This window comes from Bacillus sp. CDB3, assembly GCF_002081505.1.
Taxonomy (GTDB): Bacteria; Bacillota; Bacilli; order Bacillales; family Bacillaceae_G; genus Bacillus_A; species Bacillus_A cereus_AT.
This window is the reverse complement of record NZ_ALBR01000050.1, coordinates 1-24,413: the sequence shown is the minus strand read 5'-3', so window position 1 is coordinate 24,413 and position 24,413 is coordinate 1. Positions and strand designations below refer to the sequence as shown.

Here is a 24,413-nt window from a genome sequence, read left to right as displayed (position 1 = left end):
AATGACGATAATATTTATTGAAAAAGCTACAATTTTAGATGCTGAAAAGTTAACAGAAATAATGAGAAGAACATTTGATGAAGAAGCAAAACAATGGTTGTGTGGCCAAGAGGGTGTAATTGATTATAACATTCAACCACCAGGGTATTCTTCAGTCGAGATGACTATATATTCGATCGAAGAATTAGATTATTTTAAAGTGATAATGGACGAAGAAATTGTCGGTGGAATTATAGTTACGATTTCTGGTAAGTCTTACGGTAGAATTGATCGTATATTTGTGGATCCTATTCATCAGGGGATAGGGATTGGATCACAGGCTATCAAGTTTATAGAAGAAGAGTTTCCAAGCGTAAGGATTTGGGATCTTGAGACGTCTAGTAGACAAGTTAATAATCATCATTTCTATAAAAAAATGGGATTTGAGACAATTTTTGAAACGGAAGATGAATATTGCTATGTAAAAAGAATAAAGACCGTTTCAAGCGATGAGAGCTTAATTAAAAATAAAGATATGAGAAGTGGGCAATACGAAAACTGTAATTTGGCAAATACAGAGTATTATCAGGTGAATTTAAAGGATAGTTCATTTGTTAATAGCAATGTAATGCATATGAACATGAGTAATTGTAATGTAAGTCAATCAAAGTTTAAAAATATTAATCTAAGGAACTCCTCATATGCAGACTTAAATCTTTCAGGCAGTAAATTTAATTTGGTGACTTTAGGTGGAGTTCAATTTAAAGATACAAGCCTTGAAGAAGGTAAGGAGTCTATTTCTTTTGAAAGATGCAATCTTGAAGGTAGTAAAGTAATTAATTGTAATCTTAAAAATGTTGAAATACAAAATAGTGATATAACAGGTATGAAAATAAATAATATTGCTGTAGAGGAACTACTTGAATTGTATAATCGGGTGAATAGTTAAAATAAAGTCGCGTGGATTTTTCTAAGTGGTAGAGTGAAGAGTGTTCGATTTGAAAAACGTTATTATGCTGAAATAATTATATAAAAATGACATGATTAGTTAAGGTTATAAAGGGATTTTATATCGCATATTAGAATATCTATATGATTATTTGAATGGAGGGAGAAAAAATGGGGATTAACATTAGAGCGGTAGAACTACAAGATGCTAGAGCAATTCATCGTATATGCATTCAAGAGGATGTTTTACCTTATATGGTTTTCTTACCTAGTATGCGTGTAGATGCTATGGAGAATAGAATTCGTAATTTAGCACCAAATCAATTTGAATTTGTTGCAGAATATGATGGAGAAGTTGTTGGATTTGTCGGTTTAACCCAAAGTTCAGGACGTAGATCTCACTCAGGAGATTTATTTATTGGGGTAGACAGCGAATATCACAATAAAGGAATAGGAAAAGCACTTCTTACCAAAATACTGGATCTTGCTGACAATTGGTTAATGTTAGAGCGAGTAGAGCTTGGTGTGTTAGACACGAATCCTGGAGCGAAAGCCTTATATGAAAAATTTGGATTTATAGAAGAAGGTGTAAAGATAGGGAATTTGAAGGCTCATGGGAAATTTGTTAATGAAATTATGATGAGTCGTTTTAGACCGGGTGGTTTGATTGTACATAATTAAGGAGAGATTTAATTTGAACAAAAATATCAGTTTATTATTAAGATAAAGGGATGGTTATCTTCAATAAGATCTTCCACGATCGGGTGCTTTAATTGAGTAAGGATCACAAAAATTATCAAACTTTTTTATAAAAGGATGCTTTAATTGAATATAGAAAAAGCGTGTTTTGATCAATCTATTTTTAAACCACGCTTTTTCTATTTGCTCTTTTATCAAGGGGTATTAAGTTAATTTAATCAAACTTTTTGAAATCATTGATTACGATGTGGAAGCTTCGGTTGAAGCAAAAACAAGGTTAATCCAATAAAAATAAGTAAAATACCTGCACCTTGTTGTAACGAAATCGTTTCATTCAAAATGAAATACGCTAATATACACGTTCCAATCGTTTCTCCTAAAATACTCATTGAAATAACAGTAGCACTCATCCATTTTAGTAACCAATTGAAAATTGTTTGCCCTAAAATCGTTGCAATGAATGCTAGACCTATAAAGGACCACCATGTTTGTGCAGAGTAATTGAAGAAAGATGACTGCTGTGTGTAAGCAAATATGCCGAGAAAGAGTGAACTACTACCATAACTAATTACTGAATATGGTATAAGAGATAAATCTTTACGAACGTGTTGACTAATGAAAAAATAGGTTGTTATGACTCCGGCTGCAATGAAAGCTAAAATATCTCCGTATAATGCTTCTCCACTAATTTGGAAATCTTGCCATCCGATTACGATACTTCCGGAAATTGCAATGAGGCAACCTATAATTGCTCCTTTCGTAAACCTTTCTTTGAATAAAAAATAACCGCCGATCATTGAAAATAGAGGTTGTAACGTAACGATAACTGTAGAGCTTGCTACAGAAGTATACTGTAATGATTCAAACCATAGTACATAATGTGCTGCTAGAAATAATCCGGATAATAGTCCGAATCCCCATTGTTTTTTTGATAAAGAGCGTAATTCGTTTCGATTATCTTTATTAAATATTAGAAATGGAATAAGAATTAACGTTGCAAACAATAATCTGTAAAAAGCAGTAATTGCTGTAGGGGCATCCGCTAATTTTACAAAGATTGCTGAAGTTGATAAGGCAAACACGCCGAAAAATAAGATGAAATATGAAAGAATAGGTGATTTCAAAGTTTGTCCCTCCGATAGACTGTTTATTATAATAAACTGTATATAATATAATGTACAAGAGTTAGTATATAAGTCTTTAATGAGATAAGGAAGGATTTATTGTCTCTGTTTAGTATGTCAGCACAAAAGGGATAAAACATGCACTATGATAGACGAAAGGAAGTTTTTGTTATGATTCATTATCGATTAGGTCAAACTGTCTTAAGTTATCGTAAGAAAAATAATATGACAATTCGTGAATTTGCTGATTATGCAGGAATCAGTACTTCACTGATTAGTCAAATTGAAAGGGGACATGCTAATCCTTCTTTAAGTGTATTAGAATTAATAGCGAAAGCATTAAACGTACCGCTGTTTACACTTTTTATTAATGATATTGATACAGATTCACTCATTTCTAAGAAAAAAGATCGTAAAAAGGTTTACCGAGAAAATAATGATCATATTGTTTACGATGTATTAACACCAGACTTTATGAAAGCTCGTATTGAAATGTTAATGATGGATTTAAATAGACATGCAAATACGACGGAAAGTCATTATTCACATGAAGATAAGGAAGAGATTGCGGTTGTAATGAAAGGGGAAGTATATGTGGAATTGGAAGGGAACGAATATTTTTTAGAAGAAGGGGACGTTGTGCGTATTCCCCCGAACGTGAAACATAGATTTTTGAATAAGAGTAGTGAAATGAATCATATCTTATTTGTGTTAACACCGTCATTAAGTTAAGGGTGTATCCGCCTTAGGGATAATACAAAGTGGTAACATGCTAGCAATTTTGAATTACGTAAATAGGTGCCTGTGTAATTGAATATTCTCCCATAAATACATATAAATTTATTCTCGACTTTTTATGTTAACTAAGAGGAGGGATTTGACAAAAGAAAAAACAAAAATAAGATAGTTCCATGACTATCAAACAAATCAGATGAATAAAGAGTGAAAATAGTTAAGGCATTAGCAGAAGTGAAACGTATCGAAATTGTTTGTTATTTATTTCATAATAAAAACAAACATACTTGTAGAGAAATTGAGACTACATTAGAGATGAGTCTAATCGATCGTATCATCTCAAAATATTGTTAGAAGCAGATTTAATTATTGTTGAGCGGCAGGGTCAATTTAAATTTATAACTGTAAAGGAGAAAACGTTTCAAGAGTTTTACCAGGCTTTTTGGCGACTTTGTAGATGCTATAAGGCCATTTTTATTAGGGTTTAGAGGGGGATAATAGAAATGGAAAAATATAGGTGTATTAAAAGATGGGCTTTCAATTATATCTCAATGTAAAAAAGAAACAAATGATATTTGGCATGCACATTTCGGAGCAGCTGCAATTGCTAGTTATTTTTTACGAAAGATAATAACATTGATGAAAAAACTGCCCGTAACATATATTCTCAAGCGAAAATGATGCTCCATAAGCAAAGGTTAGGCGAAACGGTTGATAATAAACAAGGTATCGATTTTCAAAGTGCTGAAAAAAAGATAATCAAATCTTTGGAACACACGATTGATGAGCTCCATTGGGTTGGGCATAATGTAATTTACGCTTCGTTAAGTTTAATGGCCATAAAGGAGTTAACCGATTGGGGGAGTAATCAAGATATTAATAATATAGCAAATCTTATATTATCGTTTCAAAAAACAATTCCAGGTAGATCTTGGATTGGTTTTACAACTAAAGAAGTAAAGCAACTAATTATAAACAATGATGAGATTCAAAGTGAAATTAAAAATCCTAAACAATTATCTAAATTTATTTTAAATGAGTTATCTAAATTCAAAATTATTTATAGGGCAGAATCACATCACGATTTAATTGGTCATATGCTAACTTTTTCGCATGCTATTAATATATTATATGACTTAGGATATATAGAATTATTTCAACGAGGAATAAAACCACTATTAAAGCTAGTTTATGTACTTAGAAAAAGTCGCGATTTCACATCGAATAATCATATAAATATAAATTCCCCAGTAGATCGTCAACCGCTCATACAAGCAAAACAAATTGATATACTTCCGATTGAAAACGTATTTTGGCATAAAGACTATAGTGAATTGAATTGGGATTTTGGACATATATTTAAATTTTCATACAGTTATTTCGATCACTTGAAAAGAGCTCCAGAATATAAAAATAAATCGTTAGATAAATTTCGTTGTATTATTAGTGACTAACAGATGGTAGAGAGTTAATACGATCTGTAAAAAGGGACTTAGTGTAAGTCTCTTTTTTGTTAGTAGTATATTATTTTTTCAAATATGTAAGATTTTACATAAGTATAGGGCTTTTACTTATTATGTAAGTAGGCTATACTAAAATACATATATTTTGAAATTGGAGCGAATAAAGACGACATGGAATTAGTAAAGCTAGAAAAAGTAATAGAAGTGAAAAAAGAAGAATTATTGAATCTAGTCTCAAATTATGGACTTCAACATGAAAAAGTAATAGAGCTCAGCCAAGAAATAGACAAATTAATAAATTGGTTTATGTTTTTAAAATAGAAAGAACTATGACGTGGTTTGAATATGTTATAGTTCTTTTTTATTTGGAAATTCAAAAGTATATTCGATATACTATTAATAAACAGAATATTCAATTTTAAAAGAGGGTAATTAATGATTTTACATACGCATATTTCAGGCGAAGGGGAACCAATTGTGCTTCTACATTCTGGTGGTATGACGGGTTTAGTAGAGTTTGAAGAACAGGTGAAATTTTTTACAGAAAAACAATATAAAGTAATTCGTCCTGATTTGAGGGGGCATGGAGAATCAGGAGGTACATTAGATAATTATTTTCTGTGCTCTGCTGATGATTTAAATGATACGCTAGAACATTTGCGAATTAATAGTTGTCATATAGCGGGTGTTTCACTAGGGGGATTAGCCGCTTTATTATTTGCAAAAAAATATCCAGATAAAGTGAAAACATTAACCTTTTCAGGTGTTTTTCCAGTTAAGCGAGATAATTGGGAAGAGTCTCAGGAGTATGAAGCAAAGTGTCATCAACAGTTGATGGAAAATGAAGAAGTTGTAACTTATATGAATCAAATTCATGTAAAAAGTGATTGGAAAGGATTGTTCGAATCGTGGCAAGTTAAGGATTGGTACCCATTTCATGAAACGGGTGATGTAGTTAATCTTCAAATACCTACACTGTGTATTGTCGGGGGAGATTCAGAAGATGAAGTTACAGCTGCTACAACGTTTAAACAATTAAACAAAAATATACATAGTGCTGTTATTCCGTTTGCAGGTCATTTAGTACATAATGATCAACCTAAAATGTATTCATATATATTGTCTAATTTCTTACAGAATGCACAAGCTGCTAGTCGACTATGATGATTTTTGGTTATAATAATAAAGGAATTATTAATTGTATCGGTTAGGGGCGCAGCAAATATGAAAACAGTCGTTGTCATCGGTGGAGGTATTACTGGACTTTCTACTATGTTTTACTTAGAAAAATTAAAGAAGGATTATAATATAGATTTAAATTTAATCCTTATTGAGAAAGAAGAGTATTTAGGTGGTAAAATCCACAGTGTGGAAGAAAATGATTTTATTATGGAATCCGGAGCAGATTCTATCGTTGCTCGTAATGAACATGTGTTGCCACTTGTAAAAGATTTGAATTTAGAAAATGAAATGGTATATAACGAAACAGGTATTTCTTACATATACTCTGATAACATATTACATCCAATTCCTGCGGACACTATATTTGGGATTCCTATGAGTGTTGAATCATTATTTAGCAGTACACTAGTCTCAAAAAAAGGGAAAATCGTTGCTTTAAAAGATTTTATTACGAAAAATAAAGAGTTTACGAAGGATACATCACTTGCTGTATTTTTAGAAAGCTTTTTAGGGAAAGAGTTAGTGGAAAGACAAATTGCGCCTGTACTTTCAGGTGTATATTCTGGTAAATTGAATGAGCTTACTATGGCATCTACATTACCATATTTAGTGGATTATAAAAATAAATACGGAAGTATTATTAAAGGTTTTGAAGAGAATAAAAAACAATTTCAATCAGCAGGAAATAAAAAATTTGTATCATTTAAAAGTGGACTATCTACGATTATTAATCGCTTAGAAGAAGTGCTGACTGAGACTGTCATTAAAAAAGGTGTTGTAACGACTGCTGTAAGTAAAAAAGGTAATCAATATGAGATTTCTTTTGCAAATCATGAGACAATACAAGCTGATTCTGTCGTTTTAGCAGCTCCGCATGATATCGCACAAACTTTATTACAGTCTAATGAGTTAAACGAGAATTTTAATAAATTTAAAAATTCATCGCTTATAAGTATTTACTTAGGTTTTGACATACTAGATGAACAACTACCGGCTGATGGAACAGGTTTTATCGTAACGGAAAACAGTGATTTACATTGTGATGCTTGCACATGGACAAGCAGGAAGTGGAAACATACATCGGGTAAACAAAAGCTGTTAGTAAGAATGTTTTATAAGAGCACAAATCCAGTATATGAAACGATTAAAAATTATAATGAAGAAGAATTAGTACGAGTTGCTTTATATGATATTGAAAAAAGTCTCGGAATTCAAGGTGAACCAGAAGTAATTGAAGTTACAAATTGGAAAGATTTAATGCCGAAATATCATTTAGAACATAATCAAGCAGTTCAATCATTACAAGAAAAATTGGCTGCTCTTTATCCTAATGTATATTTAGCGGGCGCTTCCTATTACGGTGTAGGAATTGGAGCTTGTATTGGAAATGGAAAGAATACTGCCAATGAAATAATTGCTACATTAAATGAAACGCATAATGAGTAGTTTTAAAATATTTAAACAAAAATATCCCTCCAGCAAAAAGGAGGGATGTTTTGTTTTATTTTACAGTAAGTATTATTTTTTTATTTGTTTTGTTATTTTGCTGAATTGTTAATGTTACCTTTCCGGATTCTTTAAAGGCGTATGGTGCTAGTTGATAAATTTCCTCAATTTTATGTTTTTCTTTTAACGTACTTGTAGATATGGACGATATAGTAGGTTTCCAATTTTCTTGTTTACCGGAAGGGTAGTCGATTTTTATTTGCGGGTGTTCTAAATGTATTGGTTCCCAAGAAACAAAATACACTTTAGTTTTCACGTCTTTTTTCAGTAATTCTTCTGAGAAATAACCGAATTCGCCAATATTACCGAAAACAGTGTGATTTTGATTTTGTAATGTAATATCTAAATAACTAGGTTGATATGTTACTGCGTGATAAATCCCGTATGAAAGAGAAAGTACGGCAGCGATTAAAATACTAATTGAAAATGTTTTTAAGCTATTTCCTTTAAAACTTGTCATCATGAAAGAATTTGGTGTGAATTTTTTTGCGAATAAAAAAATGAGTAATATAAGTAGAAGTGCTAAGCTAATGAAAATATACATAAAGTTAATACACCTCCGTAAGAATAATGATTACCTAAATTTTAACATAAAAGTATGGATTAGGGGATTGTTTTACAGGGAGAAATACACTGATGTCTATCTCTTCGTTAATGAGTTAGATACACTTCTCAGACTAACTGGATTTTTAAGTGAAAACGGGGATAAACAGCACGTTGTTATTGAGCGCTAGTCGCATATAAAGAAAAAACAAAGAGAAAATCATCTCTTTGTTTTTTCTAATTTCCAAGAACCAAATATTAATAAGCTACCAATAATAAAACAAATGACAATATTGACTGTTATTAAAACAGGGAACATCGGAAGTTCGTTTTGGATTCCTTTCCCAGTAAGGGCTACGAATACTTCATTTAATGGTATACGATAAATGAAACTAAGTACTAATATAAACGTAATTAATAAAATTTGATTTATCATACTTCCTAGTTTAGACCATCGGTTACGAAGTGATAAGCTAGAATCTTTAAGGGAACTAGTAGCGTCGTATGCGAAACGATTTAATTGTCTTGCTTGTAAAGATGAGAAGAAACCGACTAGTAAACCACCGATTGGTAATGTCCATGATAGCGTTGTACATAGTATACCTAACAATGCACCCACATTTGTCACTGTTATCGGATGGTAAGAGTTAAAGTGATGGGATAGTTTGGATCCTAAAAATAAGGATAGAATAATCCCAATTCCATATGGTAAATAAACGCCATAAATCATGAAAGTACTGTTTTTCTGTGACAATGCAAAGAATGTACCATACAATAGGTAAAAATTAACGATCATTCCTTGTGTAAATCCGAAGTAATAAATAAACTTAGGTAATTGAAGCTGAAATTTCACTTTAGTAATGTATATAGTTAGTAGTGCTATTGCAACAAGAATGGTGACGACTAATAGTACAAGTAGCAGTTGTAAATTTATTTCACGAGTCGCCTTCATAAGGAAAAGTAGTGTAGTAAAGAGAATGAATAATAAAAATGAAGGCACTGAAAAATGGAATGAGTTCTCTACTGTGACTTCGTATGTTGGCATTTTTCTTAGGGATACGTAACAAATATAAAGAGCGATTCCGTAAAATATAAAAGCTAAACTTGCATGATTAGAATTAGCTGTAAATAATATAAGTGGAACAATCAATATAACTGTTAATAGTGCAAAAAGATATTGATTCCTTTTCATTTTCCTACCAAATAATAATTTTTCATGATATTGGGTAGTTGTATAAAGTGGTAACAAAATACTTGATGCAATTCCCATAAAAAGAGCTGAGATTTCAAGCCAAATTGTTGAAAAAGAAGCTAACGATCCACATATAGTTCCGATAATCGCTACTATTAGAAAGTTTAATAACTGTTCACGTGTGTTTAGTTTTGTTTTAAATGAATGAATAAGAAAAGTACCTGTATATTTAAAAGTGTAGAAGATAATGAGAGGAAACCAACCGTTTAACAGTGTGTTATATGAATTTCCAATAATGATAAAAAGAAAATAAGGTAAGAAGATAATTGTGTTCATGAGAGCGTATGTAAAATAATTATATTTTGTCATAAAACCAACCTCTTAACAGTTCTTGATAATTTGAAATTTAATATATCCCGTAAATATCCGAGTGGTGTAACTAATAATCAGTTGAGGTGAACAAAACTTTTACTGATTAACGTTTCACTTTATAGTAATTATAGCATGAGGTCTAAATGGTAATCAAAAAGCAAGAAGGTATACTCTTAGTTTATATAGAATAAGAAGGATAAGCATCGCTAGAAATATTTGATTTGTGGGACATTGAGGACTTTCCTAATTATAAATACTTTTTCTGCTATAATAAATGAGTAGAGAGAAAGGAGTGATCCTATGGCATTTCCTATGTTAGAAACAGAACGCTTGCGCTTAGTTGAAATAGAACAATCTTATTGTCAAAAAATATATGAAATATTCTCATTAGATGAGGTAACGTGTTATTACGGTATGAATTCTTTTACTGAGTTTGGACAAGCTTCACGTATGATTGAATCTTTTTCGAAAAATTACTTTGAGAAAAAGGCGATACGTTGGGGGATTGTATTAAAAGAAACAAATACTTTAGTAGGAACAATTGGATTAAATAATTTACAACTTTGGAGCAAACGATCTGAGATTGGATATGATTTACATCCTCGTTATTGGGGGAATGGTTATGCTTCAGAAGCTGCTCGAGAAATTATTACTTATGGATTTCGAGATTTAGGTTTATTTAGAATTGGAGCTATTACATATCCTGAAAATATAACTTCGTGTAATATGTTATCTAAATTAGGTTTTCAAAAGGAAGGACTGTTACGCGGATACATTCATCAAGGAAATAAACAACACGATGCATTAATGTATTCTGTTGTGCGAACAGATGTAGAGCATGATCATTATTAATAAAAAGCCCCTCTTAATAAAATAAGAGGGGCATGTAAAAATTAACCTAACTTAGGTAATAAACGTTCTCCGCTTTTCATGCTACTTTTACATAAAGGGCATTTAGGCTCTTCTTCAAATGAAAAGTTCTTTCTCATCCATCCTAAACAATCCTCTGATTCACATTCCCAAACAGGTGTTTGTTCTGGTGGTACTTCTGCTACATCGTTCTTTCGATTGCGATACATGTAACCACTCCTTTTATGTAAAAATTTTTAGTTATATATTAAAAAGGTTGTTAACCGAGCTGGTAACAACCTTTTTATTGTTTGAATTATAGCTTTACAACGTTTTTAGCTTGAGGTCCACGGTTACCGTCTTCAACTTCGAAGCTAACTTCTTGACCTTCGTCAAGAGATTTGAAGCCGTCGCCAGTGATAGCTGAGAAGTGAACGAATACGTCGTTACCGTCTGCAACTTCGATGAAACCGAAACCTTTTTCGCTGTTAAACCATTTTACTTTACCTGTTAATGTCATGGTAATGCCTCCTAAAATTTAAAAAGATTACAATATGATCGGCCTTATTTGAATGAAAATAAAAGTTCACATATTATCAAAAACCCATAAGGAGTACGAAATGGTCCTGATTGATACTTGATAATATGCAAAGAAAATATATTGTTAAATTGACCTTAATTACTATCTTACAACAAATGGTGTGAAATAGCAAGTGCTGGTAATACCAGTGAATGATTTGGGTGATAATGGTAAAGGGCACAAAGACATCTCTTTTATTTATATATTATTCCTAATCTGAATTTATTCCAAACAGAAATCATTTATATTAAAAAGTATGTTTAGGGGAAACGATGTATATTTTAAGAATACAGATGATCACAACAATAAGGAGGATAGAATATTGCTAAATAAACAATTTAAAATAATTGAAGCAGCAAAAGAAGGGAGAAGAAAAGTTCATCCTGTTTTCGCTGTTATACTTGCTATTGTATTCTTGACTTTAGGTGAATTATTTATGTTATTTATGCTGTTCTTACCGAAAGCAGAAACAACCTTTATGAAGGCAATTTATAGCAATATTGAGATGATATTAACGTTTGGCGGGGCTATATTTTTGTTTTTTTATGGATTAAATTTGTAGAGAAAAGATCATTTTCATCAATTGGTTTTTGGAAAAATCAATGGATTAGAAAATATTTGAGAGGTGCTTTAATAGGTTTTGTTTTCATCTCAATACCAGTAATTTTACTCTTATTAACAGGTAATGTGAAATTACAAATGCAAGAAATTACAATGACAGCTATATTTGGTATTGTAGGGTCTTTAGTTGCATTTTTAATACAAGGGGCAACTGAAGAAATTGTTGTACGAGGTTGGTTATTCCCGGTTCTCTCTGTTAGAAGCCGTATATGGATTGGGATTGTTGTGACGTCTTTTTTATTTGGTTTTCTTCATTTACTTAATCCAGGTATTACAATTCTTTCGATATCGAATATAATATTAGTTGGTGTATTTGCAGCTTTTTACGTATTAAAGGACAGTAGTCTTTGGGGGATTTGCGCATGGCATTCTATTTGGAATTGGGCACAATATAACGTCTTTGGTTTTGCAGTAAGTGGAATGTCAATGTATTCTACACCACTTTTTAAACCTGTAACAAATGGAAATGAAGTCCTTCATGGAGGCTCATTTGGGATTGAAGGTAGTATTATTACAACAATCATGCTTTCTATCGCTTCAATTGTTTTATGGAGACAGTTATGGGGGAGAAGAGCGAAACAACGAGATCTAAGTTAATGAAAGTGGGAGAAACTATGGGGATTATAGCGTTTGAGGGAGCGAGTGCTGTTGGTAAGAGTAGCACATGTCGTGAACTAGAAAAAAATTATGGTGCATACATTATACCTGAAGTGAATTTTTTATTTGAAAGACCAAAAAATGAACATAATACATGGTATTTTGAAAAACAAGTAGAGCGCTGGAATATAGCGATGCAGAAATCACAGCAATATGAAATTGTAATACTTGATGGGGACATATATCAGCCACTTAGTTATAATTGGTGCTTTCATTTTGATATATTTAATCAACCGTTATCTTTAATAGAAAACTTTTATAAAGAAAAGATGATAAATAGGGAAATTGGTTTTCCGGATCAATATTTTTATTTGTACACGAATGATGAAGAACTTCGAAAAAGGAAAGAATCTGATGAGACGAAAAGAAGAAGAAACTTTGAAAAGCATTTACATATATCAAAATCGTTTCAGCGTTATTATGAAAATTTAAATACCATAACGGACGGATACTGTAAATTGATTGAAGCGAAAAGTGTAAAGTCGAATGAATTAGAAATTGTGAGAAAGTTTAACAGCTTGAACGTGTGTGAAGAAAGCCGTTTTGATGTTTCGAGGTTAGATGCTATTACGAAGTGGTTAAAAGAGAATCGTGCATAAAAAACAACGAGTGCCCTATAAGGTACTCGTTGTTTTTTATACATATTGAATATGTGAGTTCGTATTATATATTATTTTTAATATTTGTAAGTTTGCTTTTTCATTTTTCTTAATAGCATTTGTATATTTAGGAAGAAAGAGTTGAGAAGGATAAACCGGTAGTTCACCACAAATATCGATACCATAAACATTTTTATTTCTAATAAGAGAATGAATACATTTTATTAGTGTAGAGAATCTCATATGTCCTTGATCCCAATTTGTAATAGTTACTTTTGAATCTAAAACATCTTTATCAATGCTTACATATATATTCTTTGTATGAATATGCGAAAGTATTGTATGTGCAGATACTTCATTAGATATATCTATCGGGAACACTTCTACGCATGAATAATCATTAGAATGAATTGTTAAAGAGGAAGGTCCAATAATAATTACTTTCTTTAATTTCGGGTTATTTTGAAGAGCGAATGATACCCATGACCCGCAAGAAATAAGAGTATGTTCATTTTCTTCTTTTAAGTTCATGTCAGTGTGATGATCAAATAAAATAAGGCTAAATGGTTCATCTATTTCTTTCAGTAGTAAATAAGATACATAATGATAATTGCCAGAACCGATAAAAGTGATTCCTTTTTGCTTTCTACGGTATAGCTCCCGTTTAATACGCATTAAAGAAGGAGTCTCGCAATACAGGTTTGAGTGCTCTAAATGACTAAAATCAATATCTTCATGTGAATAAGAATGAAGTTTATTTTGTAACAAATATGTATCATCAAAGTTTAAAAAAGTTAAACCGCTATACAATAAACTCATATTTATTCATCTCCTTTATATTTAGGCTAGCATATATTTTTATAAATTTAAAACGAAATGTTTAGAGTTGGGTTTGCATTTGAAAAAGACGGAGATTTTTGACGGAATAATCTTTCAATTTACAAAGAAAAGAAATACAATATAAGGAAATGTATATATGATTCAGGGAATAGAAAATATGTAATAAACGAAAATGAATTCCGCTATTTTGGGGAAATTAGACTCAAAATTCAGCTGTGACAAAAAAATAGGCGGAGGTCAACTACCCGTAAAAGCTCGATTGCTTCAACAAATAATCGATGTGTCGAGTTATAACTTGTGAAGGAGGAATAAATATAAGCATGAAAAAGATTATTATTTCAGATCTTGATGGGACTTTATTAAGAAGTGATAAAACAATTTCAGAGAAATCTATTAATATTTTGAGGGAATGTAAAAATAATGGAGACGAATTGATTTTTGCTACGGCAAGGCCTCCAAGAGCTATAAATCAGTATATTCCCAGCGTGTTAAAGAATGAGATTATTATTTGTTATAACGGAGCTCTAGTTCTTAAAGGTAATGATATTTTATATGAAATGAAGATTTCTAAAAATGATATTTTAGAAATCATAGAAATAGCAAAAAAGTATAATCTCCATCAGATTTGTCTTGAAATAAATGATAAGCTGTACTCAAATTTTGATGTTACTGATTATTTCGGTGATGTGCCGTGTGAAGTCATGGATATAAGAAAGTTAAACTTTGAAAAAGCTTCTAAATTAATCGTTTGTACTAATGGCTCAATAAATAAGGAGTTCACTAAGGAATTGCCTGATGAGTGTAAGGCAGTCATTACAGATAACGGAACATTGTGTCAAATTATGCATACGGATGTTTCAAAATGGAATAGCATTCAGCATGTTCTACAGCACTTAAATCGAGATGTATCTGAAGTAATTGCTTTTGGAGATGACTACAATGATATGGAAATGATAGAAAAGTGTGGGATTGGCGTAGCGATGAGCAATGCTGTTGAAGAATTAAAATCCGTCGCTAAATTTATTGCCAAAAGTAATGATGAGGATGGAGTTGCTACATTTCTGGAAAGTAATAGTTATAGTTATGTTAATTAGTATGGAAAAATGAATCGCAGCAAGCTGCGAAAAAAGAGATGCTACATCTGTTTTTGATAGATAGAAATTATGAAAAGGGCTATGTGGGAGGAAATAGGCGAGATGAAAACACTATTTAAAGTATTAGGGATTATCGCGGGGATGGTAGTAATCGGGGTAGGTGTAACGTATGGTATGCTGTATTATCTGAATAATAGTAAACCAGCTGCGAAAAAGGCATCACCAGCCGCTCCGGCAGTAGAAGTGCTAGCTGATAATAATGTAAAAGCTGAAGATGCAAAGCTTTTAGAAAATGGAAATCATTCATTACCGAATAGCGGTTTTAATAAAAATTTTAAGTGGACAGATGAGAACATACAGACAGCATTACATGAAATGGCACATCAAAAAACGAAAGCTGATCAAAAATGGGGCTATATTTTTATTACACAAGAACGTATTGAAAGTTTACTTGAAATTATAAATAGTAATGATGTTGCACAAAAAAGTACATATGTGGATATTTTAGAACGATGGAAACAAGGGAAATATGAAAAGGTTGATGTGGACCACAACAAGATTTGGAAATTGCAAAGTGGGAATTTAGGAGAAGGGAAAGGAGTAATGTCAGAAAGGAACAAAAGAATTAATTAATCAAGTTTTATACAAAAGGTACATATTCAGGTAGTAAATTAATTGCAGGTGAGGTACAAGCTAATAAATAATATACATATTGATTTTGAAACACCTTTGTTGCTATAAATGCAAAGGTGTTTTTTATTGACACAAGAAATAAATGGGAATATGATTCATATATGAAATAAATTAGAGGGGCTTAAATATACATATGAATAACAGAGAGCTTTACGGAAATATTCGTGATGTTTATCATTTACTCCAAAGAAATTTAGATAAAGCAATTGAACAATATGATATAAGCTATGTTCAATTCGGAGTAATTCAAGTACTCGCAAAATCTGGGAAAGTATCCATGTCAAAATTAATTGAAAACATGGGCTGTGTTCCAAGTAATATGACAACAATGATTCAACGGATGAAGCGTGATGGTTACGTTATGACAGAGAAGAACCCCAATGATCAACGTGAAACGCTCGTTTATTTAACTGAAAAAGGTGAAGAAGCAAAAAAGCAAGTAGATGTGCAATATAGTGATTTTTTAAAAGAGAACTGTGGTTGTTTTACGAAAGAAGAAGAAGAGCATTTAGACGCTTTATTATTAAAGTGGAAGAATCATTTGAGTTAAATATAATAAAAATGTAACACTTTGTTACATTTTTATTTATATAAATACTTCATATATGAAGTGAAAACTAGTGCAATAAAAGAAGAAGGGGGATAATTATAAAGGGTTATTTCATATATGAAATAAAAGGGGAGTTTTATATGGAGGTAAAGTCGATGATACGTATTTTGGCAATTGTAGCTTTTTTTGTTGGGCTAGATTCATTACTTGTGGCACCTTTATTACCAGCTATTACAGAAACAATCAGTATGCCTGATGGGAGTGGAGGACTTTTAATTACTATTTATGCACTTTGTTATGGAATAACTGCACCTTTATTCGGACCAATGTCTGATAGAGTTGGAAGGAAACGTATGATCATAATGGGGTTTGTTATTTTCTCCATTTCTACATTTTGTACAGGAATAGCTAAGAATTTTGAAATGCTTTTATTATTTCGTGGTCTAACAGGTTTATCCGGTGCAATGATCATGCCAAGTATATTTGCATTAGTAGGAGATAAAGTTACATATGAGTCAAGGGGAAAAGCAATGGGAACAATTATGGGAGCAATGGTAGGTTCGACAGTCATCGGAGTACCTATAGGAGCATTTTTATCCGAAGTAGGAAATTGGCAGTGGACATTTTATAGTATAGGACTATTAACTTTATTTATTACATTACTAGTTAATCAGCTATTAGAAAATGAAAAACCGAGAGATGAGGTGCGTGTTTCTATAACGAAGACGTTGATTGCATCGTTAAAAATGGTTTTAGTAAATGTATCAGTTTTATTTGCATTATTAGCAACGTTCCTATGGACAATTGGATTACACGGAATGTTTTCATACATAGGTGTTTATTATGGAAATAACTTTGGACTTTCCGTTGGCGAGATAGGTATTGTCATCTTTCTGGCGGGAATTGGTAGTGTGGCTGGAAATATTTTTGGTGGAAAGTTATCTGATAAAGTAGGAAAGAGGAATGTTGTTTCCATTGCCAGTATTGTAGCCTCAATTAGTGTAATGATATTCTCGCTTTCTATAGAAAATCTAGCAATTGCAATTACTGTACATATAATTTGGAGTTTATTTATTGGATTTGGCCAAGCATCATTAACGGCTTTAATTTCAGAATTAGAACCAGCTGTGCGAGGGACTGTGATGGCATTAAATAGTTCTGCCATGTATATTGGAATGACCATTGCTTCTGGAGCAGCTTCACTTGCAGTAAGTAATGGATTGCCGTTTTCTTCTTTAGGAATTATGTGTGCAATTGCTAGTTTACTAGTTCTTCCAATCGTATATGCTTTAGTTAAAGAAAAGAAAACGTCTAATAAAAGAAAATGACTATATAAGTTAAATACTATCTCTATTATATTTTTGTCTTTTTTAATAGTGTAAGAAACGATTGTAAAACGGGTGATATCCATCTAGATTTATGATAGATTACATGGCTTTGAATGACTGTTGGAGTTTCGATGGGCTGAAAACAGAGTTGCTCTTTTTGACAACTTTCCTGTACAACGATGTAAGGGAGAATGGAAATTCCTAACTCACACATCACAGATTGTTTAATGACTTCAACATTGGAAGTTTCGAATGTTTTAGCGGGAATATTCCCACTTTGACGTAAAAAACGATCTACCATTGGTCTATAGCCACAGCTTTGTTCAGTAAATATAAATTGAGTATTTTGTAATAAAAAGAGTGGATCAGTGTTTGAAGGGAAATGAGCAGGGAAAATCCATCCAAATGTTTCATTACATAAATTACACGTAATAAAATCATTATGATCTATACTTTCTCCAATTATGAAGATAACATCGGTTTCTCCTTCATGTAGTTTTTTCAATGCTTGCTCATTGGTATTTGTCTCAAGTACGATATTTACTTTCGGATTTTCCTGTTTGTAAGTACGTAATAATTGTGGTAACCGATACACTGCCAATGATTCATTAGATGTAATAGTCAATGTTCCTTCTAAATGGTCACTGTTTTGAGGGATTTCTTGCGCTTTATCATAAATAGTAAGTAATTCTAATGCGTACGGATGAAATTGATGACCTGCTTTTGTAAGAAGTATTTTTTTTCCTAATCGATCGAATAGAGGAATGTTTAAATCGCTCTCTAATGATTTAATATGAGCTGTCACAGTAGATTGCGCATAACCTAATGCATGAGCAGCTTTAGAAAAGTTGCCATATTTAACAATGGCACAAAATGTTTTAACATGTCTCATTTCCATAAGTGATACCTCTTTTATTATCATGATTTGTGAATGATTATATCATGTATTTCAATTTTTCAAATCATTAAATTTCTTTTAAAATTAAGTTGTGGAGAAATTTATTCAAGTGAAATTGGAGGAGAAAAAATGAGTGAAAAGAGCTATCATGTAGCTGTAGTTGGGGCTACAGGTGCAGTAGGGCAAAAAATCATTGCATTGTTAGATAGAGAAATGAAATTTAATATAGAAGAAATTACATTACTCTCGTCAAAACGATCTGCTGGTAAGGCAGTAAAATTTAAAGGAAGGGAGATTAAAATACAAGAGGCCAAATCAACTAGTTTTGAAGGTGTAGACATTGCATTTTTTAGTGCTGGAGGAGAAGTTTCTAGACAATATGTAAATCATGCAGTTTCTAGTGGTGCAATCGTAATTGACAACACAAGTGAATACCGAATGGCACACGATGTACCACTCGTCGTTCCAGAAGTAAATGCACATACTTTAAGGAAACATAAAGGGATCATTGCAGTTCCGAATTGCTCAGCACTACAGATGGTAACAGCTCTTCAGCCAATTCGAAGATCATTTGGTTTAGAACGAATTATTGTTTCAACGTATCAAGCCGTATCAGGTTCAGGAATTCATGCGATTCATGAATTAAAAGAACAGGCTAAGTCAATGCTTACAGGTGAAGAAGTGAAGAGTACTATATTACCAGCACAAAAAGATAAAAAACATTACCCAATTGCATTTAATGTATTGCCGCAAGTGGATATATTTACAGAAAACGATTTCACATTCGAAGAAGTAAAGATGATTCAAGAGACGAAGAAAATTTTAGAAGATCCAAAGCTGAAAATGGCAGCTACTTGCGTCAGAGTTCCAGTTGTATCGGGGCATTCTGAATCGGTTTATATTGAACTTGAAAAAGAAGCGACCGTTGCAGAAATTAAAGAAGTACTACTGAATGCACCAGGTGTTATTTTACAAGATAATCCTAGTGAACAAATTTATCCAACGCCATTATATGCAGAGGGTAAAAGAGATACATTTGTAGGTAGAATACGCAAAGATCCGGATACGCCAAAAGGATTCCATCTTTGGATTGTTTCTGATAATTTATTAAAAGGTGCGGCTTGGAACTCAGTTCAAATCGCAGAGACATTGGTGGAAAAGGGGATTATTTAGTATAAATTTATATAAATATTGAAAATAGGAGGATATATGGGAAACCGTTAATTATAATGGTTTCCCATTTTTTACTTAATAAGTATTCTCCTAACTTCAATTAGAATTTAATTTAAGTTAGTTTTTATAGTGTTTTTATAAATATCAATTTTATTTGCAAAGAATTTTAAAAATCTAGGCTCTCCATTAATTGTGAGATAAATATTAATTGAGATTGGCATCTCAACCTTTTTTACTACATCTACTATAGCAATATACTCATTTTCTTTTTCGTTATAAAAAACAATGGAACTAATTAATACCTCGTTATTTTCAATATCAATACTACACATCATAGGAAATTTCTCATCATTATGTATTATTAATTCGCCCAGTACTATTGAACCGTTTAATTCTTCTGTGAAATTTATAGTTTCCACTGGTTTTACCCACGTTTCATCGCACTCTTCATTTTCCTCTTCATCTATTGCCCATTCCCATATCGGGCTTTGTTTCAAGTCTTCAATAGTCAATTCATCAACTGGTTTGCTTTTACTCATATACAATTACTCCCTTTATCATAATAAATGGATGACTAAAAAATATTCTTTCTTTAACTGAACAATATGGCCATTTGCATCCATATGAAATACAAGTTTTCGCATTTTCATAATCAGTTGAATGCCAATAAACATGTTCAATGTAGAGTTTATTCCATTTGATATTATTTTAACTAGTTTCGAAATACTGTACTCATCTTAATAACCTTACGAACGTTTGTTCTTATGGTGATTTTAACAATGTTTTGAGTAGGTATCAAATAGTTATTAACTGACCTGATTGAAAAGAAAAAAGGATTGTTAATGTAAGTGGAAAAGAGCGGAAAACATCAAGAATGAACAAAAGGATTTCGGTATGATATGGATATATTCAATGTGAGGGGGAATTTAAGGTGTATCAAATAAAGGGGTATTTTTCGTCATTAAAAGGAAATTATTATGAAATTGGTAAGCAACAAGGAGAATTCGTAAGGAATAAGATGGTAAAATTAAGGGAATGGAAATAGATGGGGGGATTGACTTTGCTACAAGTTATGTTACTAATTGTTTTTATCTTTTTTCTAGTCGTTTCGATGTATATAACTTATCAAAAAAGAAAAAAAGCAGGGATAAAAGGATTAAAAAGTTCATTAACTTCTATTTGTTGCTTTTTAATTGCAATCTTAAATTTGTTTGCATATTGGCTTCATTTTGGCGGTATTTTTACTTGGCTAGTCTCAATAGTATTGTTGCTAGTGGGGGCGTATTTTACAAAATATATTCCAATCTCAAAAAAGGTGCACTAAAATTATATGAGTTTATATGTAATGTTTTATTTCAATGTGCTATAGATGCCTTTAAATCAATACTTTTGAGCATTTTGATATGTGTTTGCAAACATTTTGTAAACACATATCAAAATATACTCTTCGCGAATGTTTTCGCTGCATCTTCTTGCATATTGGGTAAGATATGAGAATATACCCTTAAAGTTAAAGAGATATCAAATACCAATGACAGAATTCATGAAGTTTGTAAAGTGCGAGAACGAAGGTGTTTTTGACGTCAAGCAGATGTATAGCGCGGAAAAAGCTTTCAAGAAAATGCAGAACCACCGAAATCTACATTTTGCTTACATGGGTATGCGAGTAAATGTAGCTGGCAAGTGGGGTACGATTGTTGGAAAATGGAAAACTAATTTGTTCGTTTTGTTCGTTTTGTTTGATGGGAAAATAGAAGCGTACAACTGCCACCCTTATTGGGAAATTGCTTACTTCGATGAAGAGGCCAATGTGGTTCATAGCTGTCAAAAGGGAGAGTATGCGATATAAGTAAAAAGGACGAGCAGTCGTACCTACTGTCCTTTTTAGGAGGAAAATTATTCTGGACTAGAACTACGAATAACCAGAAAACGCGCTTTTAACCAGTGTTGTCAAAGATGTAATAATCTATGCAACAAAAAAAGCTTAGTCGGAATTCAAAACACCAAAATGGCTTGCATTGGTAAACAGGCTCAAAAGTAGTATATGCAAAATGAAAAATTCCATACAAAAAGATACAACAATTTTGGTTGTCTGCCAGTGAGTCGAATGAGTTAGCTAATTGGGATAAATTGCTTTCCCATTACAAGAAGAGTGAAGCTGCTAGTTCAAACAGCTTGTAGGTAGTCTTTTCGATATTTTAAAAAATATACAGAGAAAGCAGATAAGTGACGTATCTACCTGCTTCTGCTGTAACAAAAGAAAGAAGTATTAGCCGTGGATACGGCGGCTTGAGAATAGTATGTATTGGTTTTGAAAAAATATTCAAGGAGTGAAGGGAAATGGGATGGGGACAAATTTGAGGGCTATTCACTCGAACAGCTACGTACCCATCACAGTCGGTATCCTATTGTGACGGGTATCTGACTTATATTATTGAGAGAACGGGACGGAAGGATGCCACGGTATTGTTGCAGGAATCCAGACGGACCTGCGCGCTTGCCCCAGCATTTGTGAGTTGCGTCACGGCATTCAAGATAGCAGATCTTCTGCAAGATTTGGCGGCTACGTTATAGTTCACGACTAGGGGGCGAACTTGGTCCTGATGGGGAAAGCGATTGAGAATTGCTTGATGATAGGTTGTTCTTAACGTGACGTTCGCTGTCAGCGTGAAACCTTCTATAGTAATGCCAGTCAGCGTTGTCCCGTTAAATGAGGTGAGTTTGACTGTAAGCATGTAACGGTTTTGCATATTTATTTTTCCTTTATTATTAGACTCAATTTATTTTATGCTTGTCTAACAATTTAGTGTAGACACTTGCATCATAATAAGTTGAAAGATATATAAGAGTATATTTTGATAAGGCGTGGGGATTAAAAGAAGGCAGTTGAACAAAAATGCTATTTGAATAAAAGCTAGTGGACTAGTTTTTAACACTCACTGAAATTAATACTCATAATATACTTTGTAATAACTTATATGGAAGTGAGTTGAATACTAATGTTTTATTCATATTTTGATACCCGAGATAGAATGCGTCCGTATGGTACGGCGGGTATTACGTATAGCGGAGCACAAAGTACAATTCAAGCTGTTCAACAAGCGTTACAAGCACAGCAGCAAATGCAACAAATACAGCAAGGCATACAACCGTACTATTCATCTATGGAGTATTATTATCCAATGCATCATATTACACCATACGGAATTTCTGTTTCAACAATTCCATATGGAACTGTATACAATTTATAAAAATATGCGAGGGGAATAAATTTGAGTATTTATATAAGGGCGCAAGTACAGAGCGCCCTTATAAGAAATGATTCATATCTGATGAATTAATATTCAATTAAATGTGTAATTAAGATTAATATAAAAATTTTATTTTGTATGTATTTGAAACACGAAAAGAGCACTTAATAAAGTGCTCTAATGACGAGATCATTCACTCAAAAGAAAGGAATACACCATATCATATGAAAATATTTTGAAATGCTCTTGGATAAATTAATTATTATTTGTAAAAAAAGCAGCTAGCAAAAGCTAACTGCTCGGATATGATTGGAATTAATGGAAGAACAGAGAAATATGATTAGTGTCTCTCTGTTCTTTATATTATTCGCAAATAAATCCGGTTGCTATACCAGTTGGAGCAACACCTACTGGGACCGTATCAATAACCGTATTTGTAGCAGTATTGATGACAGAAACAGTATTACTAGCTTGGTTTGTAACATAGGCGCGAGTGCCATCTGGTATGATAGTCACTTGGTCTGGTGATAGTGCAACTGGAATGGTATCGATGACGGTGTTTGTCAACGTACTTATTACAGATACATTATTACTTACTTTATTTACAACGTAAATACGAGCTCCATCCGGTGTAATAGCTATACCAACAGGTTCGGTACCTACACTAATAGTATCAATAACGGAATTGGTAGCGGTGTTAATAACAGAAACAGTATTACTGTTTTGATTTGTGACATAAGCACGAGTCCCGTCTAGTGTGAAGACGATTATCCTTGGACGAATGCCGACAGGAATGGTAGCACTAACTGTATTGAGAGCAGTATTAATAACAGAAATTGTGTTACTTAATTCATTTGCAACATATGCAAAGGCCCCATTCGGAGAAACAGTGATCCCTTGTGGAGCGTTACCGACAGAAATAGTATCAACAACTGTATTGGTAGCAGCATTAATAACAGAAACAGTATTATTACCATGATTTCCAACATAAACAGTTGTGTTATTTGGAGAAACAGCTACACCGATTGGATTACTTCCAACAGGAATGGTAGCGATGACTGTATTGGTAGCAGTATCAATAACGGAAACGGTATTAGAGAAAATATTAGTAACATAAGCACGAGTCCCATTTGGTGAAACTGTTACTTCAAGAGGTGCATTATCTACAGTAATTGTAGCGACAACTGTATTTGTTCCGGTGTTAATTACAGATACTGTATCATCTGAAGGGTCATCAATGGCTCCTGCGTTTGTAGCATAAACAAGGAAATTACATCCAGGTCCCGTCGGCCCAGTAGGCCCAGTAGGTCCCGTCGGTCCAGTTGGCCCCGGTGGGCAATCACAATCTCCCGATGGCCCAGTAGGTCCCGGTGGTCCTTCAGGCCCTTGAATACCTTGCACGCCTTGAGGTCCAGTAGGTCCTTCAGGCCCTTCAATTCCTTGAATGCCCTGCACGCCTTGAGGTCCAGTAGGTCCTTCAGGCCCTTCAGTTCCTTGAATGCCCGTTGCTACGCCTTGAGGTCCTGTAGGTCCTGGT

General features: G+C 32.7%; 25 protein-coding genes and 4 pseudogenes. 19 read left to right on the top strand and 10 right to left on the bottom strand.

Annotation, left to right across the window (positions count from 1 at the left end; all coding sequences use genetic code 11):
* Position 1 precedes the first annotated feature (1 nt).
* Together CDB3_RS12275 and CDB3_RS12270 are read left to right on the top strand one after the other, a co-directional pair.
* Positions 2-928 (top strand): GNAT family N-acetyltransferase, encoded by a 927-nt coding sequence (locus CDB3_RS12275; protein WP_128854682.1) that lies wholly within the window; start codon positions 2-4, stop codon positions 926-928.
* A gap of 170 nt (positions 929-1,098) precedes the next feature.
* The gene (locus CDB3_RS12270) at positions 1,099-1,608 is read left to right on the top strand and encodes a GNAT family N-acetyltransferase (protein WP_128854681.1); all 510 of its coding nucleotides are present in this window, start codon (positions 1,099-1,101) and stop codon (positions 1,606-1,608) included.
* Between the two features lie 251 nt (positions 1,609-1,859).
* On the opposite strand, the gene CDB3_RS12265 is transcribed toward CDB3_RS12270, so the two are convergent.
* Entirely contained in the window at positions 1,860-2,750 is an 891-nt protein-coding gene (locus CDB3_RS12265; protein ID WP_128854680.1) for a DMT family transporter, read from the bottom strand.
* Between the two features lie 138 nt (positions 2,751-2,888).
* Between CDB3_RS12265 and CDB3_RS12260 the strand changes: the two genes are divergently transcribed.
* The 6 genes and pseudogenes from CDB3_RS12260 (at position 2,889) to CDB3_RS12235 (ending at position 7,576) form a co-directional block, all read left to right on the top strand.
* Positions 2,889-3,482: a helix-turn-helix domain-containing protein gene (locus tag CDB3_RS12260; protein ID WP_128854679.1), complete on the top strand. Its 594-nt coding sequence runs from the start codon at positions 2,889-2,891 to the stop codon at positions 3,480-3,482.
* 210 nt (positions 3,483-3,692) lie between these two features.
* Positions 3,693-3,839, top strand: coding sequence for a hypothetical protein (locus tag CDB3_RS32330; RefSeq protein WP_256869775.1), 147 nt, complete (start codon positions 3,693-3,695; stop codon positions 3,837-3,839).
* 159 nt (positions 3,840-3,998) lie between these two features.
* Positions 3,999-4,939: pseudogene (locus CDB3_RS12250) on the top strand (hypothetical protein).
* 180 nt (positions 4,940-5,119) lie between these two features.
* Positions 5,120-5,269: an aspartyl-phosphate phosphatase Spo0E family protein gene (locus tag CDB3_RS12245; RefSeq protein ID WP_097831134.1), complete on the top strand. Its 150-nt coding sequence runs from the start codon at positions 5,120-5,122 to the stop codon at positions 5,267-5,269.
* A gap of 114 nt (positions 5,270-5,383) precedes the next feature.
* A complete protein-coding gene (locus CDB3_RS12240; RefSeq protein WP_128854678.1) occupies positions 5,384-6,112 on the top strand; it encodes an alpha/beta fold hydrolase in 729 nt (242 codons plus the stop codon).
* Positions 6,113-6,172: 60 nt separating this feature from the next.
* Positions 6,173-7,576 carry a protoporphyrinogen oxidase gene (locus CDB3_RS12235; RefSeq protein ID WP_128854677.1) on the top strand — a complete coding sequence of 468 codons (1,404 nt, stop codon included), beginning with the start codon at positions 6,173-6,175 and terminating at the stop codon, positions 7,574-7,576.
* Positions 7,577-7,631: 55 nt separating this feature from the next.
* Here the strand turns inward: CDB3_RS12235 and CDB3_RS12230 are convergent, their stop codons facing one another.
* Positions 7,632-8,180: a hypothetical protein gene (locus tag CDB3_RS12230; RefSeq protein ID WP_128854676.1), complete on the bottom strand. Its 549-nt coding sequence runs from the start codon at positions 8,178-8,180 to the stop codon at positions 7,632-7,634.
* 219 nt (positions 8,181-8,399) lie between these two features.
* On the bottom strand, positions 8,400-9,740 hold the full coding sequence (locus tag CDB3_RS12225) for a hypothetical protein (RefSeq protein WP_128854675.1): 1,341 nt from the start codon (positions 9,738-9,740) through the stop codon (positions 8,400-8,402).
* Between the two features lie 303 nt (positions 9,741-10,043).
* Here CDB3_RS12225 and CDB3_RS12220 point away from each other — a divergent pair, with 303 nt between their 5' ends.
* The gene (locus CDB3_RS12220) at positions 10,044-10,595 is read left to right on the top strand and encodes a GNAT family N-acetyltransferase (protein ID WP_128854674.1); all 552 of its coding nucleotides are present in this window, start codon (positions 10,044-10,046) and stop codon (positions 10,593-10,595) included.
* 41 nt (positions 10,596-10,636) lie between these two features.
* On the opposite strand, the gene CDB3_RS12215 is transcribed toward CDB3_RS12220, so the two are convergent.
* A complete protein-coding gene (locus CDB3_RS12215; protein ID WP_000286203.1) occupies positions 10,637-10,822 on the bottom strand; it encodes a cold-shock protein in 186 nt (61 codons plus the stop codon).
* 86 nt (positions 10,823-10,908) lie between these two features.
* Complete coding sequence (gene cspD / locus CDB3_RS12210; protein ID WP_000176365.1) at positions 10,909-11,112, bottom strand: cold-shock protein CspD; 204 nt, start codon at positions 11,110-11,112, stop codon at positions 10,909-10,911.
* Positions 11,113-11,494: 382 nt separating this feature from the next.
* Here cspD and CDB3_RS12205 point away from each other — a divergent pair.
* Together CDB3_RS12205 and CDB3_RS12200 are read left to right on the top strand one after the other, a co-directional pair.
* Positions 11,495-12,390: pseudogene (locus CDB3_RS12205) on the top strand (CPBP family intramembrane glutamic endopeptidase).
* Positions 12,390-13,049, top strand: coding sequence for a DEAD/DEAH box helicase family protein (locus CDB3_RS12200; protein ID WP_128854689.1), 660 nt, complete (start codon positions 12,390-12,392; stop codon positions 13,047-13,049). Before CDB3_RS12205 ends, CDB3_RS12200 begins: the two are co-directional and overlap by 1 nt.
* Before the next feature lie 36 nt (positions 13,050-13,085).
* Here CDB3_RS12200 and CDB3_RS12195 read toward each other — a convergent pair whose 3' ends face one another.
* On the bottom strand, positions 13,086-13,868 hold the full coding sequence (locus tag CDB3_RS12195) for an arginase family protein (protein ID WP_128854673.1): 783 nt from the start codon (positions 13,866-13,868) through the stop codon (positions 13,086-13,088).
* Between the two features lie 341 nt (positions 13,869-14,209).
* Between CDB3_RS12195 and CDB3_RS12185 the strand changes: the two genes are divergently transcribed.
* The 4 genes and pseudogenes from CDB3_RS12185 to CDB3_RS12170 all read left to right on the top strand — a co-directional run bounded on the left by CDB3_RS12185 (position 14,210) and on the right by CDB3_RS12170 (position 17,554).
* Entirely contained in the window at positions 14,210-14,983 is a 774-nt protein-coding gene (locus CDB3_RS12185) for an HAD family hydrolase (protein WP_128854672.1), read from the top strand.
* A gap of 102 nt (positions 14,984-15,085) precedes the next feature.
* Positions 15,086-15,687: pseudogene (locus CDB3_RS12180) on the top strand (PRK06770 family protein).
* Between the two features lie 122 nt (positions 15,688-15,809).
* Positions 15,810-16,226, top strand: coding sequence for a MarR family winged helix-turn-helix transcriptional regulator (locus CDB3_RS12175; RefSeq protein WP_128854671.1), 417 nt, complete (start codon positions 15,810-15,812; stop codon positions 16,224-16,226).
* 140 nt (positions 16,227-16,366) lie between these two features.
* Entirely contained in the window at positions 16,367-17,554 is a 1,188-nt protein-coding gene (locus CDB3_RS12170) for an MFS transporter (RefSeq protein WP_128854670.1), read from the top strand.
* A 25-nt stretch (positions 17,555-17,579) separates the two neighbouring features.
* Here CDB3_RS12170 and CDB3_RS12165 read toward each other — a convergent pair whose 3' ends face one another.
* Positions 17,580-18,452: a LysR family transcriptional regulator gene (locus tag CDB3_RS12165; protein ID WP_128854669.1), complete on the bottom strand. Its 873-nt coding sequence runs from the start codon at positions 18,450-18,452 to the stop codon at positions 17,580-17,582.
* Between the two features lie 129 nt (positions 18,453-18,581).
* On the opposite strand from CDB3_RS12165, the gene CDB3_RS12160 reads away from it, so the two are divergent.
* The gene (locus CDB3_RS12160; RefSeq protein ID WP_128854668.1) at positions 18,582-19,625 is read left to right on the top strand and encodes an aspartate-semialdehyde dehydrogenase; all 1,044 of its coding nucleotides are present in this window, start codon (positions 18,582-18,584) and stop codon (positions 19,623-19,625) included.
* Positions 19,626-19,732: 107 nt separating this feature from the next.
* On the opposite strand, the gene CDB3_RS12155 is transcribed toward CDB3_RS12160, so the two are convergent.
* A complete protein-coding gene (locus CDB3_RS12155) occupies positions 19,733-20,164 on the bottom strand; it encodes a hypothetical protein (protein WP_128854667.1) in 432 nt (143 codons plus the stop codon).
* 521 nt (positions 20,165-20,685) lie between these two features.
* Between CDB3_RS12155 and CDB3_RS12150 the strand changes: the two genes are divergently transcribed.
* A complete protein-coding gene (locus CDB3_RS12150) occupies positions 20,686-20,949 on the top strand; it encodes a hypothetical protein (RefSeq protein ID WP_128854666.1) in 264 nt (87 codons plus the stop codon).
* 109 nt (positions 20,950-21,058) lie between these two features.
* Here CDB3_RS12150 and CDB3_RS33095 read toward each other — a convergent pair.
* A pseudogene (locus tag CDB3_RS33095) lies at positions 21,059-21,148 on the bottom strand (tyrosine-type recombinase/integrase); the annotation flags it as partial.
* A gap of 8 nt (positions 21,149-21,156) precedes the next feature.
* Here CDB3_RS33095 and CDB3_RS12140 point away from each other — a divergent pair.
* Both CDB3_RS12140 and CDB3_RS12130 read left to right on the top strand, forming a co-directional pair.
* Positions 21,157-21,474, top strand: coding sequence for a hypothetical protein (locus CDB3_RS12140; protein WP_256869774.1), 318 nt, complete (start codon positions 21,157-21,159; stop codon positions 21,472-21,474).
* Between the two features lie 1,150 nt (positions 21,475-22,624).
* Positions 22,625-22,876 (top strand): DUF3947 family protein, encoded by a 252-nt coding sequence (locus tag CDB3_RS12130; RefSeq protein ID WP_002136277.1) that lies wholly within the window; start codon positions 22,625-22,627, stop codon positions 22,874-22,876.
* A gap of 363 nt (positions 22,877-23,239) precedes the next feature.
* Here the strand turns inward: CDB3_RS12130 and CDB3_RS12125 are convergent.
* Positions 23,240-24,413 (bottom strand): choice-of-anchor I domain-containing protein (locus CDB3_RS12125; RefSeq protein ID WP_179139697.1); only part of this gene is annotated, 1,174 nt, incomplete at its 5' end.

Bases quoted from the DNA above. Each gene is read 5' to 3' on its own strand.
- CDB3_RS12275 (WP_128854682.1), top strand. From the start codon at position 2: ATGACGATAATATTTATTGAAAAAGCTACAATTTTAGATGCTGAAAAG.
- CDB3_RS12270 (WP_128854681.1), top strand. From the start codon at position 1,099: ATGGGGATTAACATTAGAGCGGTAGAACTACAAGATGCTAGAGCAATT.
- CDB3_RS12260 (WP_128854679.1), top strand. From the start codon at position 2,889: ATGCACTATGATAGACGAAAGGAAGTTTTTGTTATGATTCATTATCGA.
- CDB3_RS12245 (WP_097831134.1), top strand. From the start codon at position 5,120: ATGGAATTAGTAAAGCTAGAAAAAGTAATAGAAGTGAAAAAAGAAGAA.
- CDB3_RS12240 (WP_128854678.1), top strand. From the start codon at position 5,384: ATGATTTTACATACGCATATTTCAGGCGAAGGGGAACCAATTGTGCTT.
- CDB3_RS12235 (WP_128854677.1), top strand. From the start codon at position 6,173: ATGAAAACAGTCGTTGTCATCGGTGGAGGTATTACTGGACTTTCTACT.
- CDB3_RS12230 (WP_128854676.1), bottom strand. From the start codon at position 8,180: ATGTATATTTTCATTAGCTTAGCACTTCTACTTATATTACTCATTTTT.
- CDB3_RS12225 (WP_128854675.1), bottom strand. From the start codon at position 9,740: ATGACAAAATATAATTATTTTACATACGCTCTCATGAACACAATTATC.
- CDB3_RS12220 (WP_128854674.1), top strand. From the start codon at position 10,044: ATGGCATTTCCTATGTTAGAAACAGAACGCTTGCGCTTAGTTGAAATA.
- CDB3_RS12215 (WP_000286203.1), bottom strand. From the start codon at position 10,822: ATGTATCGCAATCGAAAGAACGATGTAGCAGAAGTACCACCAGAACAA.
- cspD (WP_000176365.1), bottom strand. From the start codon at position 11,112: ATGACATTAACAGGTAAAGTAAAATGGTTTAACAGCGAAAAAGGTTTC.
- CDB3_RS12200 (WP_128854689.1), top strand. From the start codon at position 12,390: ATGAAAGTGGGAGAAACTATGGGGATTATAGCGTTTGAGGGAGCGAGT.
- CDB3_RS12195 (WP_128854673.1), bottom strand. From the start codon at position 13,868: ATGAGTTTATTGTATAGCGGTTTAACTTTTTTAAACTTTGATGATACA.
- CDB3_RS12185 (WP_128854672.1), top strand. From the start codon at position 14,210: ATGAAAAAGATTATTATTTCAGATCTTGATGGGACTTTATTAAGAAGT.
- CDB3_RS12175 (WP_128854671.1), top strand. From the start codon at position 15,810: ATGAATAACAGAGAGCTTTACGGAAATATTCGTGATGTTTATCATTTA.
- CDB3_RS12170 (WP_128854670.1), top strand. From the start codon at position 16,367: ATGGAGGTAAAGTCGATGATACGTATTTTGGCAATTGTAGCTTTTTTT.
- CDB3_RS12165 (WP_128854669.1), bottom strand. From the start codon at position 18,452: ATGGAAATGAGACATGTTAAAACATTTTGTGCCATTGTTAAATATGGC.
- CDB3_RS12160 (WP_128854668.1), top strand. From the start codon at position 18,582: ATGAGTGAAAAGAGCTATCATGTAGCTGTAGTTGGGGCTACAGGTGCA.
- CDB3_RS12155 (WP_128854667.1), bottom strand. From the start codon at position 20,164: ATGAGTAAAAGCAAACCAGTTGATGAATTGACTATTGAAGACTTGAAA.
- CDB3_RS12140 (WP_256869774.1), top strand. From the start codon at position 21,157: ATGACAGAATTCATGAAGTTTGTAAAGTGCGAGAACGAAGGTGTTTTT.
- CDB3_RS12130 (WP_002136277.1), top strand. From the start codon at position 22,625: ATGTTTTATTCATATTTTGATACCCGAGATAGAATGCGTCCGTATGGT.